The sequence below is a fragment of the Nocardia blacklockiae genome, from assembly GCF_015477355.1.
GTDB classification, from domain to species: Bacteria; Actinomycetota; Actinomycetes; order Mycobacteriales; family Mycobacteriaceae; genus Nocardia; species Nocardia blacklockiae.
Map to the genome: position 1 here is coordinate 15,344 of NZ_JADLRJ010000005.1, position 14,447 is coordinate 29,790.

The window sequence follows — 14,447 nt, forward strand, 5'->3', positions numbered from 1 at the left end:
GTGCGTCAGGGTGGCGATGTTCAGAACGCAGGGTGGGGGCTGGTCTGTGGTTGGTGGTTCAGGTGGGTGGCCAAGGGTGGGGTGAGGGCGCCGCCTGTGTTGAGGGACAGGTGTAGGAGGGCGGGGGCGGTGGTGCTGGTGGTGTGGCGGCGGAGCCAGGAGAAAAGGGTGCCTGCGGCTGCGGTGGTGGTGAGGGTGGTGGGGAGGTGGTCGCCCGCGGCGCGGGCGGGGTGGATGTGCCACAAGGCGAAAATGGTTGGGGACAAATATCTTCCGGGCGTTCCGAGGTGGGATTCGAGGAGGGGGTCGAGGGTGGCTCGGAAGATCAGTTCTTCGCTGTAGACGGTGCCGAGGGGGATGTGCACGGTGACCCATTCGGCGAGTGGGACTTCCGGGGCGCGGGCGGTGAGACCGGCGATACGGGCGCGGACGGGCGGGATGGCCAGTGCCGCAGCGTATCCCGCGATGACGGTGGCGGCGGCCGCTGCGCCCCAGCGGAACCCACGCGCGGAGAGCCAATTCGGGCGGCCGTGGAAGGTGAGGGCGTAGGTGGTGGCGAAGGCGGCGTTGGCGGCGGTGCGACCCCGGATGCCGAATCCGGTGCGGGGCAGCAGCACATTGCTCCACAGCAGCGGGAGCGCGGCGGCGAATGCGGCACGGGCGGTACTCATTTCACCGCACGTTCGAAGGTCTCCGCCAGTTCCAGCTGGGTGCGGATGCGCTCGTGTTCCTCCGGCGTCCAGTCGGGCGGCGGCAGCACCGAGACCCAGCCGTCGAGTACCAGGCTGCCGTAGTTGTGGCCGTGGCCGTCGCTGACGCCCTGCGCGTTGGTCAGGTCGACGGCCACCTGCCAGAACGTCACGAACGGCCACCACCGCATCTGCGACGACACGTCCGACCCGCGCGGCTCGGACAGCCAATCCGGTTGCGAGAAGATCAGATCCGGCGACCACCACACGATCGGGTCGGACGCGTGTTGCAGGTAGGCGATGCGCGGCCGCCGCCAATCCGGCGACGGCCTGCCCAGATCCGGTGCGGCGGAGGCGAATCGGACCACCAGCCCGTCGGCGTAGATCGGCTCCACCTCGCGGGTGCCGGGATCGCGGCGGTCGATGAACTGGCGCCACAGCCGATTCGAGTTCGGCGGCCCCACCCACAGCGCGCCGTCCACCTCGCCGCGCAGATCCGCCAGCCCCTCGAACGCCGACTCCGAGCCCTGCGAACCCAGACTCTCCCCGTACACCAGCAACTTCGGCCGCGACTCCGGCGGCCGCTTCGACCAGGCTTCGTGAATGGCGGCGAACATCTTCCGCCCGGCCACCGCCACCTTCTCGCGGTCCGCCAGGAACGACAGCACGCTGGGCAGATACGAGTACTGCGAGGCCACGATCGCGGTGTCGCCGTGGTACAGGTACTCGATCGCCCCGGCCGTCTGCGAGTTCACCCACCCGGTGCCCGTCGTGGTGACCACCACCAGCACCTTGCGGTCGAAGGCGTGCGTGCGCTCGAGTTCGGCGACCGCCAGCTGTTCCTGCGTCTGGTCACCCTGCGCCGAATCCAGGCCCGCGTAGACCCGAATCGGTTCGCGCGCGGGCGCATTGGTTACCGCGCCGATCCGGAACGCGTCGGGGCCGTGCGAGACGAACCACCGCCCCTCCGACCCGAGCGTCTCCCATTTCGCCAGCGAGTCCGGGCTACCGGACCGCTCGGACCGCCGCGGCTGCACGGCGTAGTCCGACATCTTGTCGTTGCGCACGCTGAACGCCGAGTTCGCGACCGCGAAGAAGGCCCGCGTGGCGACACCGTTGAACAGCGTCACCGCCAGCACGACCAGCACCACCACCCCGACGGTCGGCGCGAACTTCGGCGGCACCCGCACCCAGCGGCTCAGCAGCCGCGCGAAGAACCGCACGATCTCGCGCAGCGTCCGATACGCCGCCACCACGATCACGCCGACGGTGAGACTCAGCGCGCCGGTGCGCAGATACGCCGCGCGCGTGGTGCCCGCCATGTCCATCAGCGCCGAGATCTGCCGCTGCCAATCCGCCGAGAGCACCAGCATCCAGATCGCGATCAGCACGCACCCCGCCAGCACGACCAGCTTCACCGCGTACCGCACCCGCAGCGGCGGCGTGCCGAGCGGGATCCGGGGCCGAATCCACTTGCGGAACAACCACTCCAGCACGCATCCGGCGCCGTACCCGGCCGCGGCGTTGAGACCGCTGATGAGACCCTGGAACAGCCAGTCGCGCGGCAGCAGCGAGGGCGTGACCGACCACGCGAAGAACAGGGTCGCCACCACCAGGCCGACATAGTTCAGGTCGATGACGTCGTCCTCGAGGCGGCGCAGCAGCCGCCCCGCCCGCCGAACGACCACGGCGCCGCGCGAACGCAGCGTCGTGAGAGTCTCGGCGGTATCGAGCACCCGACAAGTATGGCGGCACGTGATCGGAAATCGGGGATCTCGCGGCGTGAGCACGGTAACGGCCGGCCCGGGAATTACCCACCCGAATCCGGGTAGTTCTACGCGGTTTCCGGGCCGCCGCGCCCGGCACGCTGGAGCCATGAGCAACCCCAACGCACAGCAGAAGAGCACTCCCGCTTTTCTCGCGCAGGCCGCGATCGCGTTCGGCGTCAGCTTCCTGGCGGCCGACGCGGGTATCTTCTATCTCCCGCTGGACATCTGGCAGCGCGGCTTCCTCCTGATGGCCGTGCTGTTCCTGGTGAGCAGCACCTTCACCCTGGCCAAGGTGGTCCGCGACCAGGTCGAGACCGCCAAGGTCACCCACCGCATCGATGAGGCGCGGATGGAAAAGCTGATGGCCGAACACGACCCGTTCAAGGTGCTGGGCTGAGCCCGATCAGCGCACGTGCGCCCCGAACAGCCGCGGCAGGGTGCCCTCGAAGGTCTCGCGGAGTTCGGCGAGGGTGATCGAGAACCTGCCCTGCACCTCGACGGAGTCCGAGCCCTGGTCGACCACGCCGATGCGGGTCCACGGCAGGCCGCGGGCGGTGCACATCTTGGTGAAGCGGGTCTCCTCGGTGCGCGGCACCGCCACCAGCACGCGGCCCGCGGATTCGGAGAACAGCGTCACGAACGGGTCGGCGTCCTCGGGAAGCAGGATGCGGCAACCGGTTTCGCCGGCCAGCGCGGCCTCCACGACCGACTGCCACAGGCCGCCCTCGCTCAGATCGTGTGCGGCGCTGACCATTCCGTCGCGGGAGCCGGCGGTGAGCACCTCGGCCAGCAGCTGCTCGCGGGCCAGGTCGACGCGCGGCGGCACGCCGCCGAGATGGTCGTGTTCGACCTGCGCCCAGATGGATCCGCCGAACTCGTCGCGGGTCTCGCCCAGCAGGATCAGGGTCTCGCCGGGTTCGGTGCCCAGCCCGGTCGGGATGCGGCGGTGCACGTCGTCGATGACGCCCAGCACGCCGACCACCGGCGTCGGCAGGATCGCGGTCTGCCCCGTCTGGTTGTAGAAGCTGACATTGCCGCCGGTGACCGGAATGCCCAGTGCCACACAGCCGTCCGCGAGCCCGCGCACCGCCTGCTGGAACTGCCACATCACGCCCGGGTCCTCCGGCGAGCCGAAGTTCAGGCAGTTGGTGACGGCCTTCGGGGTGGCGCCGGTGGCGGCGACGTTGCGGTACGCCTCGGCCAGTGCCAGCTGCGCGCCGGTGTAGGGGTCCAGCTTGGTGTAGCGGCCGGAGGCGTCGGTGGCCAGCGCGATCCCGCGGCCCGACGCCTCGTCGATGCGGATCACACCGGCGTCGGCGTGCTCGGCCAGCACGGTGTTGCCGCGCACGTAGCGGTCGTACTGCTCGACGATCCAGCGGCGGCTGCACAACTGCGGGCTGGCAAGCATTTTCAGCGCGGTGGCGCGCAGCTCGTCATCGGTCTTCGGGCGCGCCAGCGCATCCGGGGTGTCGGCGATCAGCGCGTCCTGCTCCTCGGGACGGCGGACCGGGCGCTCGTACACCGGGCCCTCGTGCGCCACGGTGCGCGGCGGGACGTCCACCACGGTCTCGCCGTGCCAGGTCACCACCAGCCGCTCGCCGTCGGTGACCTCGCCGATCACGGTGGCCAGCACATCCCATTTCTTGCAGACGGCCAGGAAGGCGTCGACGTTCTCCGGGGTCACCACCGCGCACATGCGCTCCTGCGACTCGCTCGAAAGGATCTCGGCCGGAGTCATATTGGCGGCGCGCAACGGGACGCGGTCCAGCTCGACGCGCATGCCCCCGTCGCCTGCGGCGGCCAGTTCGGAAGTGGCACAGGACAATCCGGCACCGCCCAGATCCTGGATGCCGACCACCAGCCCGGCGTGGTACAGCTCCAGACAGCACTCGATGAGCACCTTCTCCGCGAACGGGTCGCCCACCTGCACGCTCGGCAGCTTCTTGCGGCCGGTGCCGGACTCGTCGCCGGAGAAGGTGTCCGAGGCCAGCACGGACACGCCGCCGATGCCGTCCAGCCCGGTGCGCGCGCCGAACAGAATGATCTTGTTGCCCTGCCCCGACGCGAACGCCAGGTGCAGGTCCTCCACCCGCATCACGCCCGCGCACAGCGCGTTCACCAGCGGATTGCCCTGGTAGGACGGGTCGAAGACGGTCTCGCCGCCGACATTCGGCAGGCCCAGCGAATTGCCGTAACCGCCCACGCCGCGCACCACGCCGTCGACCACGCGCCGGGTGTCGGGGTGGTCGGCCGCGCCGAAACGCAGCTGGTCCATGACCGCGATCGGCCGCGCGCCCATCGCCATGATGTCGCGCACGATGCCGCCGACACCGGTCGCCGCGCCCTGGTACGGCTCCACGTAGGAGGGGTGGTTGTGGCTCTCCACCTTGAAGGTGACCGCCCAGCCGTCGCCGATGTCGACCACGCCGGCGTTCTCGCCGATGCCCGCGAGCATGGCGCGGCGCATCTCGTCGGTGGTGGTCTGGCCGAAGTAGCGCAGGTGCACCTTGGACGACTTGTAGGAGCAGTGCTCACTCCACATCACCGAGTACATCGCCAGCTCGGCGTCGGTGGGGCGGCGGCCGAGAATCTCGCGGATGCGCGCGTATTCGTCGTCCTTCAGACCCAGCTCCTTGTAGGGCTGGGGGGTATCCGGGGTGGCTGCGGCGGCGCTGACGGTGTCGACGGGGACAGTCACGGTGGGTACCAGGGTCCTTTCGGCCGGGCATACGGCGGGCAACCGGCGGCGGCGCCGGGTGCGACGTGAGGCTCGAGCGGGCGGGGAGACGAGCCCAGTCTAGTGGGTGGCAAACCGCACCCGACCAGGCGACCGACCGGTGCCGGGATACCCTGATCAAGTGACTGATCGATCCAGGGTCGCGGATCCGGACGAAGTGCCGGTGGCTACCTCCGAGGGGCCCCTCACCGCTGGTCTGACAACACGTCAGCTACGCCTGCTGTTGATCGCGATTGCCCTGTTCGCGTTGTCGGCGATCCTCTCCTTCGCCTTCAAGCTATGGCATGGCTACATCGATCTTCAGGTGTACCGCAACGGCGCCCGGGTCTGGCTCGACGGCGGCGACCTCTACGGCCCGATGCCGAAGTCCGGCGGGATCGGCCTGCCGTTCACCTATCCCCCGCTGGCCGCCCTGCTGTTCACGCCGCTGGCGCTGGTGCCGCTGGGCGCGGCGGAGTGGCTGGTGCTGGCGGTCTCGCTGCTGTGCCTGGGCGTCACGCTGTGGCTGGTCATCGATCGATTACGCCCGGCCTGGGACCGCCCGACCAGAATCGCGGCGGTGATCGGCGCGGTCGCGGTGCTCGGTCTCACCGAACCCGTCCGCCAGACCTTCAATTTCGGCCAGATCAACTTGGTCCTGATGGCCGCGATCGCGCTGGACGTGCTGGTGCGCCGGCCGTTCTGGCCGCGCGGCATGCTGATCGGAATCGCGGTGTCGGTCAAGCTGATTCCGGCCGCGTATCTGCTCTACTTCCTGATCCGCCGGGACTGGCGAACCTCGATCACGTTGGTGCTGTCCGCGATCGGCGCGGTCGCCGTCGGATTCCTGCTGTTCCCGGACGATTCGGCGGAGTACTGGTTCGAGACGCTGTGGGACACCGACCGCATCGGGCCCGCCTCCTACGCCGGCAACCAGTCGCTGAAGGGCTTCGCCTTCCGCCTCGGCGTCGCCGACGGCACCGCGACGCTGATCTGGATCGTGTTGTCGCTCATCGCCGTCGGGCTGGCAGCGCTGTGGATGAAGCGGCTGCTCGACGCCGGGGCCGAGATCTCCGCGCTGCTGGTCAATGCCGCCGCGGTGCTGCTGATCTCGCCGATCTCGTGGTCGCACCACTGGGTGTGGGTGGCCCCGGCGCTGCTGACCGTCGTGGCCGCGCACACCGGCCGGGCGCCGAAAGACCAACCGGCACAGCAACGCCGCCGCGCCCGCCTGCTCGCCGCCGCGCTCGGGGCGATCACGGTGATGTTCTTCGTCGGGCCGCACTGGCTGCTGCCGCACCAGAACGACCAGGAGGCCCGCTGGGCGCTGTGGCAGCAGCTCATCGGCAGCAGCTACGTACTGGTGACCTTCGCGATCCTGGCGATCGGCGCGCTGGCCTACCGGCCCGCCCGGCCGGTCACGGCTCGGGGGTGAGGAACGCCGCCAGCGCCGCCGAGTAGGACCGCACGTCCGCCGCGCCCATCAGTTCGCGCGCCGAATGCATGGCCAGCTGGGGCGCCCCGACGTCGACGGTCGGCATGCCGGTGCGGGCCGCGGTCATCGGGCCGATGGTGGATCCGCACGGCAGATCGGCGCGATGCACGTAGCGCTGCAACGGAACTCCCGCCTGCGCGCACGCCAGCGCGAACGCTCCCGCGCCCACCGCGTCGGTCGCGTAGCGCAGATTCTGGTTCACCTTCAGCACGGGGCCACCGTTGACCTCGATGCGGTGCGCGGGCTCGTGCCGCTCCGGATAGTTGGGGTGCGTCGCGTGCGCCATATCCCCCGAGGCGCAGACCGATCCGGCCAGGGCCGCCAGATACTCCGAGCGCCCGCCGCCGCGAGCGAGCACGATCCGCTCCAGCACCGCCGGCAGCAGATCGGACTGCGCGCCGCGATCGGACTGGCTGCCGACCTCCTCGTGATCGAACATCGCCAGCACCGGGGTCGCCGCGCCCGGGTGCTCGGCGGCGGCGAGGAAGGCGTGCAGGCCCGCGTAGCAGGTGGCCTGGTTGTCCAGGCGCGGGGCGCTGACCAGGTCCAGATCGCGGCCGGTCGATCGGCTCGGCGACAGGTCGTGGGTCATCAGCTCCCAGCCGAGCACCGCGCCCGGGTCGATGCCGGACCGCTCGGCCACGTAGCCCAGGAACGAGCGCGGCTCGCCGCCCACGCCCCACACGGCGTTGAGGTGCCGCTGCGGATCCAGGCTCACCCCACGCCGATCCTCGGACAGGTGAATGGCCAACTGCGGCACCCGCAGCAGCGGTTCGTCGAGCCGGACCAGCCGCTCGGTCACGGCGTTGCCCGCGCGCACGGTGAGCCGTCCGGAGATGCCCAGTTCGCGGTCCAGCCAGGAGTTCAACCAGGCCCCGCCGTAGGGTTCCAGCCCGACCAGCTGCCACCCCGCCGACGCCAGGTCGGGATACTGCTTGACCCGCAGGTTCGGGCTGTCGGTGTGCGCGCCGACCACGCGGAACGGGTGCGCGGCGGCGTCGGCGGCCGCACCGGCCCAGGCCACCAGCGAACCGCCGCGCACCACGAAGTGGCGCCCGTCGCCACCGCCGCGCCACGGCTGCGACTCGGACAGTTCGGTGAAACCCTGCGCCGACAGTTCGGCGGCGACGGTGCGGACGACATGGAACGGCGAGGGCGACGCGTCGACGAAGGCACACAGCCCGGACGCCGTCGCGGTGGTCGAGACCGGCATACCGGCGATCCTAGACAGCGCGGCCGCCGCCGCCCGCCGCCCTACCTCGTCGCCCGGGCCGACCGAAACTCTCAACACATGTTCGACCACCGCAAGAAAATTGCGCGCAACAATGAGAACTGTTTACTGCGAACGCTTTTCCGGCACACGAAAACATAGGATGATTGACCCCGGCAACGAAATCCGGACCGGATTCGACGTAATCGTTTCCGGCCCGGATCCGACGCCCGGAAGACGAAACGGTTGGTTCCGGACGGAAACCATAATGCGGATTACCACGCCCCCACGGCACCGGTAACCCGGCAGGGTCTCAGTCGGCGACCGGGACGTCGGCCACCAATTCGAGCAACCGCAGCAGTTCGGCATGGCTGCGCGCGCCGATCCGCTTGCGCAATTCCTCCTCCGACCGCGCCTCCTCCGCTCGCACGGACTCGACCAGTTCCGTACCGCGCTTGGTCAGCCCGATGAGGATGCGCCGGCGGTCGTCCTCGGCGGCGATGCGGAAGATCAGGCCGCGTTCGGCGAGCGCATCGGCGTGCCGGGTGGCCGACGAGGGCGGCAGCTGCGAGCGGGCGGCCAGCTCGCTCATCGTGACGCCGACCTGATCGGACAATTTCGACAGCATGGCCCATTGATCGGCCGAAAGTTGCCTGGCACACAATGCCGCATCGAGGTGACGTAACCAACTGCGTTCAGCGGCTCGCAGCGCTCCGTGGAGCGTCGCAAATCCGCTTACAATGGTCGACATATTTTCCCGCCCATCATTTTCGCTCTGACGAGAAGAAGGGTACCGAATGTTCACGTTGCGCGAGAGTCCGGACGATGTGATCGAGGTACTCAACATCGTTCCGCTACAGGGGTCCGGTGGAATTATCGGACCGTCCTGCGATGCGGCCGTCGCGCTGGCCGTCGATGAAATCAACAGCGGCACAGGAATTCTGGGGCGGGAAGTGCGGGTCACCACGATCGACGGCGGGCGCGCCCCGCGCGAGGTGGCGCGCGAGGTCTCGGCACTGCTGGCGACCGGGATGGTGCACGCGATCACCGGGTGGCACATTTCGGCCGTCCGCCGGGCGGTGGCCCGGGCCGCGGGCGGGCGGGTCCCGTACCTGTTCGCGACCATCCACGAGGGCCTGCCGGACGAGATGCCCGGTGTGCTCATGATCGGCGAGGACCCGCAGGGCCACGTGCTGGCCGCGATGGCGTGGCTGCGCCGCGAGTACGGCGCGCGGCGCTGGGCGCTCATCGGCAACGACTACATCTGGCCGCGGGCGACCGCGGCGGCGGTGCACACCGCGCTGGCCGACCCGGCGGCGATCGCGCTGGAGCGGTTCGTGCCGCTGGGCACCGAGGACTTCACCGAATTTCTCGCCGACCCGCGCCTGGATCTGGCCGACGGCATCATCATGCTGCTGGTGGGCTCCGACGCGGCGCGGTTCAACCGGCAGTTCGCCCACACCGGCCGGGCCGGGCGGCAGGTCCGGGTCAGCCCGGCCGTGGACGAGACGGTGCTGCTCGCCGCGGGCCCCGAGGCCAACGAGAACCTGTTCGTGTCCTCCTCGTTCTTCCCCGACTCCGACCGGATGCGCCGCTACCGGAGCATGCACGGCGAATTCGCGCCGCAGCTCACCTATTTCGGCAATACCGGCTACGAGGCGATGCACACGCTGCGCGCGGTGGCCCGGACCGTCGGCGGCTTCGAGGTGCCGCGCATCCACGCCGCCCTGGGCGGCGGCGCGGTGCTCGCCACACCCTCGGGCGAATGCCGATTCCGCGGTAATCAGGCCGTGCACTCGGCGCGGATCGCCCGGGCCGACGGAGTGGACTTCCGCATCCTCGGCCGGATCGGCTGAGCCTTTCGTCCCGAACCTTCCCAACACCGCGTAGTCCCTGGCCGAGCGGCAGGCGAAGGCTGCGTAAACTCGCGGTGACGCCAGGGCCCTGGCGCGGTTTCAGCCACCACCAGCGCAGGTGACGGAGTGCCGATAGGGGAACGCCGGTGGACGATCGCGACACCTTCGAGATCCTCAACGTCGTCCCGCTGCGCGGCTCGGGCGGGATCATCGGTCCGTCCTGCGAGGCGGCCGCCGCGCTGGCCGAGACCGAGATCAACAGTGCGGGCGGCATTCTCGGCCGCGAGGTGCGGGTCACGACGGTCGACGGCGGCGGTACGCCCTGCGCGATCGCCCGCGAGGTGTCGGCGTTCCTCGCCACCGGCATGGTCGGCGCGGTCACCGGAATTCCGATGCCCGATGTCCGCGCCGGGGTCGTGCACGCCGTCGACGGGCGGGTGCCCGCGCTGTTCGGCATCGGCGACGACGGCCAATTCGGTTCCCGCCGCGGCGTATTCATGATCGGCGAAAATCCGGGCGCGCAGACGGTGCACGCGCTGGACTGGCTGTACCGGGAGTTCGGGGCGCATCGCTGGGCCGTCGTGGCCAGCGACTACATCTGGTCGCGGCGGATGGTCCCGGCGCTGCGCCGCGCGCTCGGACTGCCGCATACGGTCGTGGCCGAGTTCACCTTCCCGGAGGGCTGCGCGAATTACGATGCGGCGCTGAACGATCCGCGACTGGACCGTGCCGACGGGGTGATCGTGCTGCTCGTCGGCGCTGACGCGGCTCGCTTCAACCGCGCCTTCGCGGCGGTCGGCCGGGCGGAACGGCAGCTCCGCACGGGACCGACCGCCGACGAGAACCTGCTGGCGGCGGTCGGGCCGCGGGCCAACGCCAATTTCTATGTCCCGTCCAGCGTCATACCCGACCCGCGGCTGCGGCCGGATCAGGAACGCATCGAGCGCTACCGGCGCCTGCACGGCAGTTTCGCGCCGTCCTTCAGCCGCTTCGCCACCTGCATCTACCAGTCGCTGCACACGCTGGGCGCGATGGTGAACACCGTCGGCTCCAGCGACGTGCAGCGCATACACACCAGGGTCGACACCGGCATGGTGTTCGAGCACGACGCCGGGGAGTTCACGCTGCGCGGCGACCAGCTACAGCAACCGGTCCGGATCTTCCGGGCCAACGGCGCGGAGTTCGAAGTGCTGCTGCGGGTTTGAACGACTACGCCGAGACCAGCGAGTCGAGCACCGACAGGAAGATGCCGAGGCCGTCGTCGCTCGGGCCGGTCAGCGGCTCGGTGGCGTGCTCCGGATGCGGCATCAGCCCGACGACGCGGCCGTCGGCGGAGGAGATGCCCGCGATGGCGCGCTGCGAGCCGTTCGGGTTCTCGCCGGCGTAGCGGAACACCACGCGGCCCTCGCCCTCCAGCTCGTCGAGCACCTGCGGCGAGGCCTGGTAGCGGCCCTCGGCGTTCTTCACCGGGATGAGGATCTGCGCGCCGGGCTCGTAGCGGGAGGTCCAGGCGGTGCTGGTCTGCTCGACCCGCAGCCATTCGTCGCGGCACACGAAGTGCAGGCCCTCGTTGCGGGTCAGCGCGCCGGGCAGCAGTCCGGCCTCGCACAGCACCTGGAAGCCGTTGCAGATGCCGAGCACCGGCAGACCCTTGCCGGCCGCCTCGACCACCTCGCCCATCACGGGCGCGAAGCGGGCGATGGCGCCGGCGCGCAGGTAGTCGCCGTAGGAGAAGCCGCCCGGCACGACGACGGCGTCGACACCCTTGAGGTCGGCGTCGGCGTGCCACAGGCTCACCGCCTCGGCGCCGGCCAGCCGGACCGCGCGGGCGGCGTCGACGTCGTCGAGGGTGCCCGGGAACGTGATCACACCGATCCGCGCACTCACGGCAGCCGCACCACCTTCCAGTCCTCGATCACCGTGTTGGCGAGCAGGGCCTCGGCGATCTTCGCCAGCTCCGCGTCGTCCACGCTGTCGTCCACGTCGAGTTCGAATCGCTTGCCCTGCCGGACCTCCGACACACCCGGGAAGCCCAGGCGCCCGAGCGCACCGACGATGGCCTGACCCTGCGGATCCAGGATCTCGGCCTTCGGCATCACCTCGACCACGACTCGTGCCACGCGTTGCTCCTCACGCTGCTGGGGGGATTACTTGAACAGCCTAATCGGGGCGGCGCGCACCCGGCTCGCCGGGGCGCGGCAGAGTTACGGTGAACACATGCGCATAGCCCACTTCGGTCATTCCTGCGTCCTGGTCGAGTTGAACGGCGCGAAGGTCCTGTTCGATCCGGGCACCTTCTCGCACGGCTTCGAGGGCATCACCGGGCTCGACGCGATCGCGATCACCCACCAGCATCCCGACCACATCGACCCGAACCGGATCGAGGCGCTGATCGAGCAGAACCCGGGCGCCCGGCTGCTCAGCGACCCACAGACCGCGCGGCAGCGCGGCGAGCCCTGGCAGGCGGTGCACGCCGGGCAGCAGCTGGCCCTGGGCGAGTTGCAGATCACCGGTGGCGGCGGCCGGCACGCGGTGATCCATCCCGAGCTGCCGGTCATCGACAACACCGTCTTCCAGCTGGGCACCGCCGCCGATCCCGCGCAGTTCGTGCATCCGGGCGATTCGCTGTGGGTGCCGCCGGTGCGCGTCGGCGTGCTGGCCACCCCGGCGGTCGCGCCGTGGATGAAGATCAGCGAGGCCGTCGACTACCTGCGCGCCGTCGGGCCGCGCACCGCCTTCCCCATCCACTACGGGATCATCGCGCCCGAGGCGCAGGGCATCTACTTCGGGCGACTGTCCGAAATGCGGCCCGCCGACACCGAATTCACGGTGATCCAGGCGGAGGACCACGCGGAGCTCTGAGCTATCCGCCGTAGGAGGCCAGGAACAGCGCCTCGGTCAGCGCCAGGTGCTCGATCTCGGTGGGGTCGACGCTCTCGTTGGGCGCGTGGATGAGGCATCCGGGTTCCTCCACGCCGATCAGCATGATCTCCGCGTCCGGGTAGGTCTCGGCGAAGACGTTGCACAGCGGGATCGAGCCGCCCTGCCCCTGGGTGGTGGCCGCGCGGCCGTACGCCGCCTGGAACGCGGCCTCCATCGCCCGGCGCGCGGGACCGCTGGTGCCGGAACGGAACGGCGATCCGACGCCCTCGGTCTCCACGGTGACCTTCGCGTGCCACGGCGTATTCGATTCCAGGTGTGCGGTAAGGGCTTTCAGCGCCGTGTCCGGATCGAGGCCGGGCGGGATGCGCAGGTTGAGCCGGGCCCGCGACCGCGGCTGCACGGCCGCCGACGAGCCGACCACCGGCGGCACGTCGATGCCCAGCACCGTCAGCGCCGGTCGCGCCCAGAGCATGTCGGACACCGTGCCGTCACCGAGCAGGTCGACGCCGTCGAGTACACCCGCGTCGGCGCGGAACTGCTCGGGCGGGTATTGCGCGCCGTCCCAGCGCTGATCGCCCGGCAGCCCGGCGATCGTGGTGTTGCCCCGCTCGTCGCGCAGCGTGGCCAGCACGTGGATCAAGGCGGCCAACGCATCGGGAGCGGGACCGCCGAACATGCCGGAATGCATGGGGCCGGAGAGGGTTTCGACCGTGACGAGCACGTTCACGTTGCCGCGCAGGGTCTGGGTGAAGGTCGGCACGCCCACGGCGAAGTTGCCGCAGTCGGCGATCACCAGGGCGTCGGCGCGCAGCAGGTCGGCGTTGCCCGGGACGAACGCCTCGAGCCCGCCGGTCCCCTGCTCCTCCGAACCCTCCGCCACCAGCGTGATCCCGACCGGATAGTCGCTGCCGCCCAGCGTTTCCCGCAGCGCCCGCAGGGCCGTCAGGTGGGTGACGATATTGCCCTTGCAGTCCGCCGCGCCGCGCCCGTACCAGCGGCCGTTCCGCTCGGTGAGCTGCCAGACCGGGGTGTGCCAGGCGTCGTCGCCGAGCGGTGGCTGCACGTCGTAGTGGCAGTAGAGCATGACCGTCGGTGCGCCCGCCGGAGCGAGGTGGCGGGCGACGACGGCCTTGCTGCCGTCGGGCGTCTCGTGCAGGCCGACGTCGGTGAGCCCGACCTCGGCGAAGGCGTCGGCCACCCACTGCGCGGCGCGGTGGCACTCCTCGGGCGGGAACTGCCGGGGGTCGGCCACCGATTGGTACGAAACCAGTTCGGCCAGATCAATTCTCGCCTGCGGCATCAGCGACCGCACCTGAGCGCGCAGGGCGGCGGTGCGGGCATCGTCGGTCATATCAGCTCATTTCGTCGTGTCGCCGAGCTTCCAGTCGTTCACCTGCCGAAGATAGGCGGGAAGGTGGTCGGGGCAATAGGTCTCGATCGCGAGTGCGGTCGCCGTCACCACGTCGCGGTCGGCGATGACCGGCCGGCTCCCGGGTCCGCCCGCGCCGTTGGCCACAGCGCTGCGATACCGCGCCTCGATCAGCGGCGAGGACGGGTCCTGGCAGATCAGCCCGCCGTCGCGGCCGAGCGCGTCGCGGATCGCGGCCGCGCCCGGGGTGGGCAATCCGGCCTCGATCAGCCGGGCGTGCAGGGCGTCGGCGCGGCCGGTCGACTCCGAATCGCGTTGCCGCTGCTGGAAGGTCAGCAGTCCCACGATCACGAGCAGGATCAGCGCCGCCGCGATCACCGCGTTGACGATCCGGCGGCGGCGGGTCTGCGCGGCCGTCTCCAGGCGACTCGCACCACCTGTCATGCCGAGGCTTCCCGCA

The 14,447-nt window shown here is 70.3% G+C and carries 14 protein-coding genes; 5 read left to right on the plus strand and 9 right to left on the minus strand.

The features are described from left to right. Nucleotides 1–20 precede the first annotated feature (20 nt). Nucleotides 21–671, minus strand: coding sequence for a CPBP family glutamic-type intramembrane protease (locus IU476_RS16280; RefSeq protein WP_195101058.1), 651 nt, complete (start codon nt 669–671; stop codon nt 21–23). Then, entirely contained in the window at nt 668–2,425 is a 1,758-nt protein-coding gene (locus IU476_RS16285; protein ID WP_324194089.1) for an alpha/beta hydrolase, read from the minus strand. Before IU476_RS16285 ends, IU476_RS16280 begins: the two co-directional genes overlap by 4 nt. A 139-nt stretch (nt 2,426–2,564) precedes the next feature. On the opposite strand from IU476_RS16285, the gene IU476_RS16290 reads away from it, so the two are divergent. Next, entirely contained in the window at nt 2,565–2,855 is a 291-nt protein-coding gene (locus IU476_RS16290; protein WP_195101062.1) for a YiaA/YiaB family inner membrane protein, read from the plus strand. Nucleotides 2,856–2,861: 6 nt separating this feature from the next. Here the strand turns inward: IU476_RS16290 and purL are convergent, their stop codons facing one another. Further along, nucleotides 2,862–5,156 (minus strand): phosphoribosylformylglycinamidine synthase subunit PurL, encoded by a 2,295-nt coding sequence (gene purL, locus IU476_RS16295; RefSeq protein ID WP_195101064.1) that lies wholly within the window; start codon nt 5,154–5,156, stop codon nt 2,862–2,864. A 160-nt stretch (nt 5,157–5,316) separates the two neighbouring features. On the opposite strand from purL, the gene IU476_RS16300 reads away from it, so the two are divergent. Beyond that, nucleotides 5,317–6,609 carry a glycosyltransferase 87 family protein gene (locus IU476_RS16300; RefSeq protein WP_324194090.1) on the plus strand — a complete coding sequence of 431 codons (1,293 nt, stop codon included), beginning with the start codon at nt 5,317–5,319 and terminating at the stop codon, nt 6,607–6,609. On the opposite strand, the gene IU476_RS16305 is transcribed toward IU476_RS16300, so the two are convergent. Continuing rightward, nucleotides 6,593–7,882, minus strand: coding sequence for a M18 family aminopeptidase (locus tag IU476_RS16305; protein WP_195101066.1), 1,290 nt, complete (start codon nt 7,880–7,882; stop codon nt 6,593–6,595). The genes IU476_RS16300 and IU476_RS16305 overlap by 17 nt on opposite strands. Nucleotides 7,883–8,192: 310 nt before the next feature. Next, nucleotides 8,193–8,726, minus strand: a complete 534-nt coding sequence (locus IU476_RS16310) for a MarR family winged helix-turn-helix transcriptional regulator (protein ID WP_324194091.1) — start codon at nt 8,724–8,726, stop codon at nt 8,193–8,195. Between IU476_RS16310 and IU476_RS16315 the strand changes: the two genes are divergently transcribed. Continuing rightward, on the plus strand, nt 8,677–9,735 hold the full coding sequence (locus tag IU476_RS16315; protein WP_195101068.1) for a substrate-binding domain-containing protein: 1,059 nt from the start codon (nt 8,677–8,679) through the stop codon (nt 9,733–9,735). The genes IU476_RS16310 and IU476_RS16315 overlap by 50 nt on opposite strands. Before the next feature lie 146 nt (nt 9,736–9,881). Then, nucleotides 9,882–10,940, plus strand: coding sequence for an ABC transporter substrate-binding protein (locus IU476_RS16320; RefSeq protein ID WP_195101070.1), 1,059 nt, complete (start codon nt 9,882–9,884; stop codon nt 10,938–10,940). 4 nt (nt 10,941–10,944) lie between these two features. Here the strand turns inward: IU476_RS16320 and purQ are convergent, their stop codons facing one another. Beyond that, nucleotides 10,945–11,622, minus strand: coding sequence for a phosphoribosylformylglycinamidine synthase subunit PurQ (gene purQ / locus IU476_RS16325; protein ID WP_195101073.1), 678 nt, complete (start codon nt 11,620–11,622; stop codon nt 10,945–10,947). Next, nucleotides 11,619–11,855: a phosphoribosylformylglycinamidine synthase subunit PurS gene (gene purS / locus IU476_RS16330; protein ID WP_195101074.1), complete on the minus strand. Its 237-nt coding sequence runs from the start codon at nt 11,853–11,855 to the stop codon at nt 11,619–11,621. The genes purQ and purS overlap by 4 nt, the downstream gene beginning before the upstream one ends. A 97-nt stretch (nt 11,856–11,952) precedes the next feature. On the opposite strand from purS, the gene IU476_RS16335 reads away from it, so the two are divergent. Then, nucleotides 11,953–12,597 carry an MBL fold metallo-hydrolase gene (locus tag IU476_RS16335; protein WP_195101075.1) on the plus strand — a complete coding sequence of 215 codons (645 nt, stop codon included), beginning with the start codon at nt 11,953–11,955 and terminating at the stop codon, nt 12,595–12,597. 1 nt (nt 12,598) lies between these two features. Here the strand turns inward: IU476_RS16335 and IU476_RS16340 are convergent, their stop codons facing one another. Beyond that, entirely contained in the window at nt 12,599–13,969 is a 1,371-nt protein-coding gene (locus IU476_RS16340) for a dipeptidase (RefSeq protein ID WP_195101076.1), read from the minus strand. A 6-nt stretch (nt 13,970–13,975) separates the two neighbouring features. Next, nucleotides 13,976–14,431 carry a hypothetical protein gene (locus IU476_RS16345; RefSeq protein WP_195101077.1) on the minus strand — a complete coding sequence of 152 codons (456 nt, stop codon included), beginning with the start codon at nt 14,429–14,431 and terminating at the stop codon, nt 13,976–13,978. Nucleotides 14,432–14,447: the final 16 nt, after the last annotated feature.

Coding starts and splice junctions, on each gene's coding strand:
- IU476_RS16280 (WP_195101058.1), bottom strand. CDS start 671: ATGAGTACCGCCCGTGCCGCATTCGCCGCCGCGCTCCCGCTGCTGTGG.
- IU476_RS16290 (WP_195101062.1), top strand. CDS start 2,565: ATGAGCAACCCCAACGCACAGCAGAAGAGCACTCCCGCTTTTCTCGCG.
- IU476_RS16305 (WP_195101066.1), bottom strand. CDS start 7,882: ATGCCGGTCTCGACCACCGCGACGGCGTCCGGGCTGTGTGCCTTCGTC.
- IU476_RS16315 (WP_195101068.1), top strand. CDS start 8,677: ATGTTCACGTTGCGCGAGAGTCCGGACGATGTGATCGAGGTACTCAAC.
- IU476_RS16310 (WP_324194091.1), bottom strand. CDS start 8,726: ATGTTGAGTACCTCGATCACATCGTCCGGACTCTCGCGCAACGTGAAC.
- IU476_RS16335 (WP_195101075.1), top strand. CDS start 11,953: ATGCGCATAGCCCACTTCGGTCATTCCTGCGTCCTGGTCGAGTTGAAC.
- IU476_RS16340 (WP_195101076.1), bottom strand. CDS start 13,969: ATGACCGACGATGCCCGCACCGCCGCCCTGCGCGCTCAGGTGCGGTCG.
- IU476_RS16345 (WP_195101077.1), bottom strand. CDS start 14,431: ATGACAGGTGGTGCGAGTCGCCTGGAGACGGCCGCGCAGACCCGCCGC.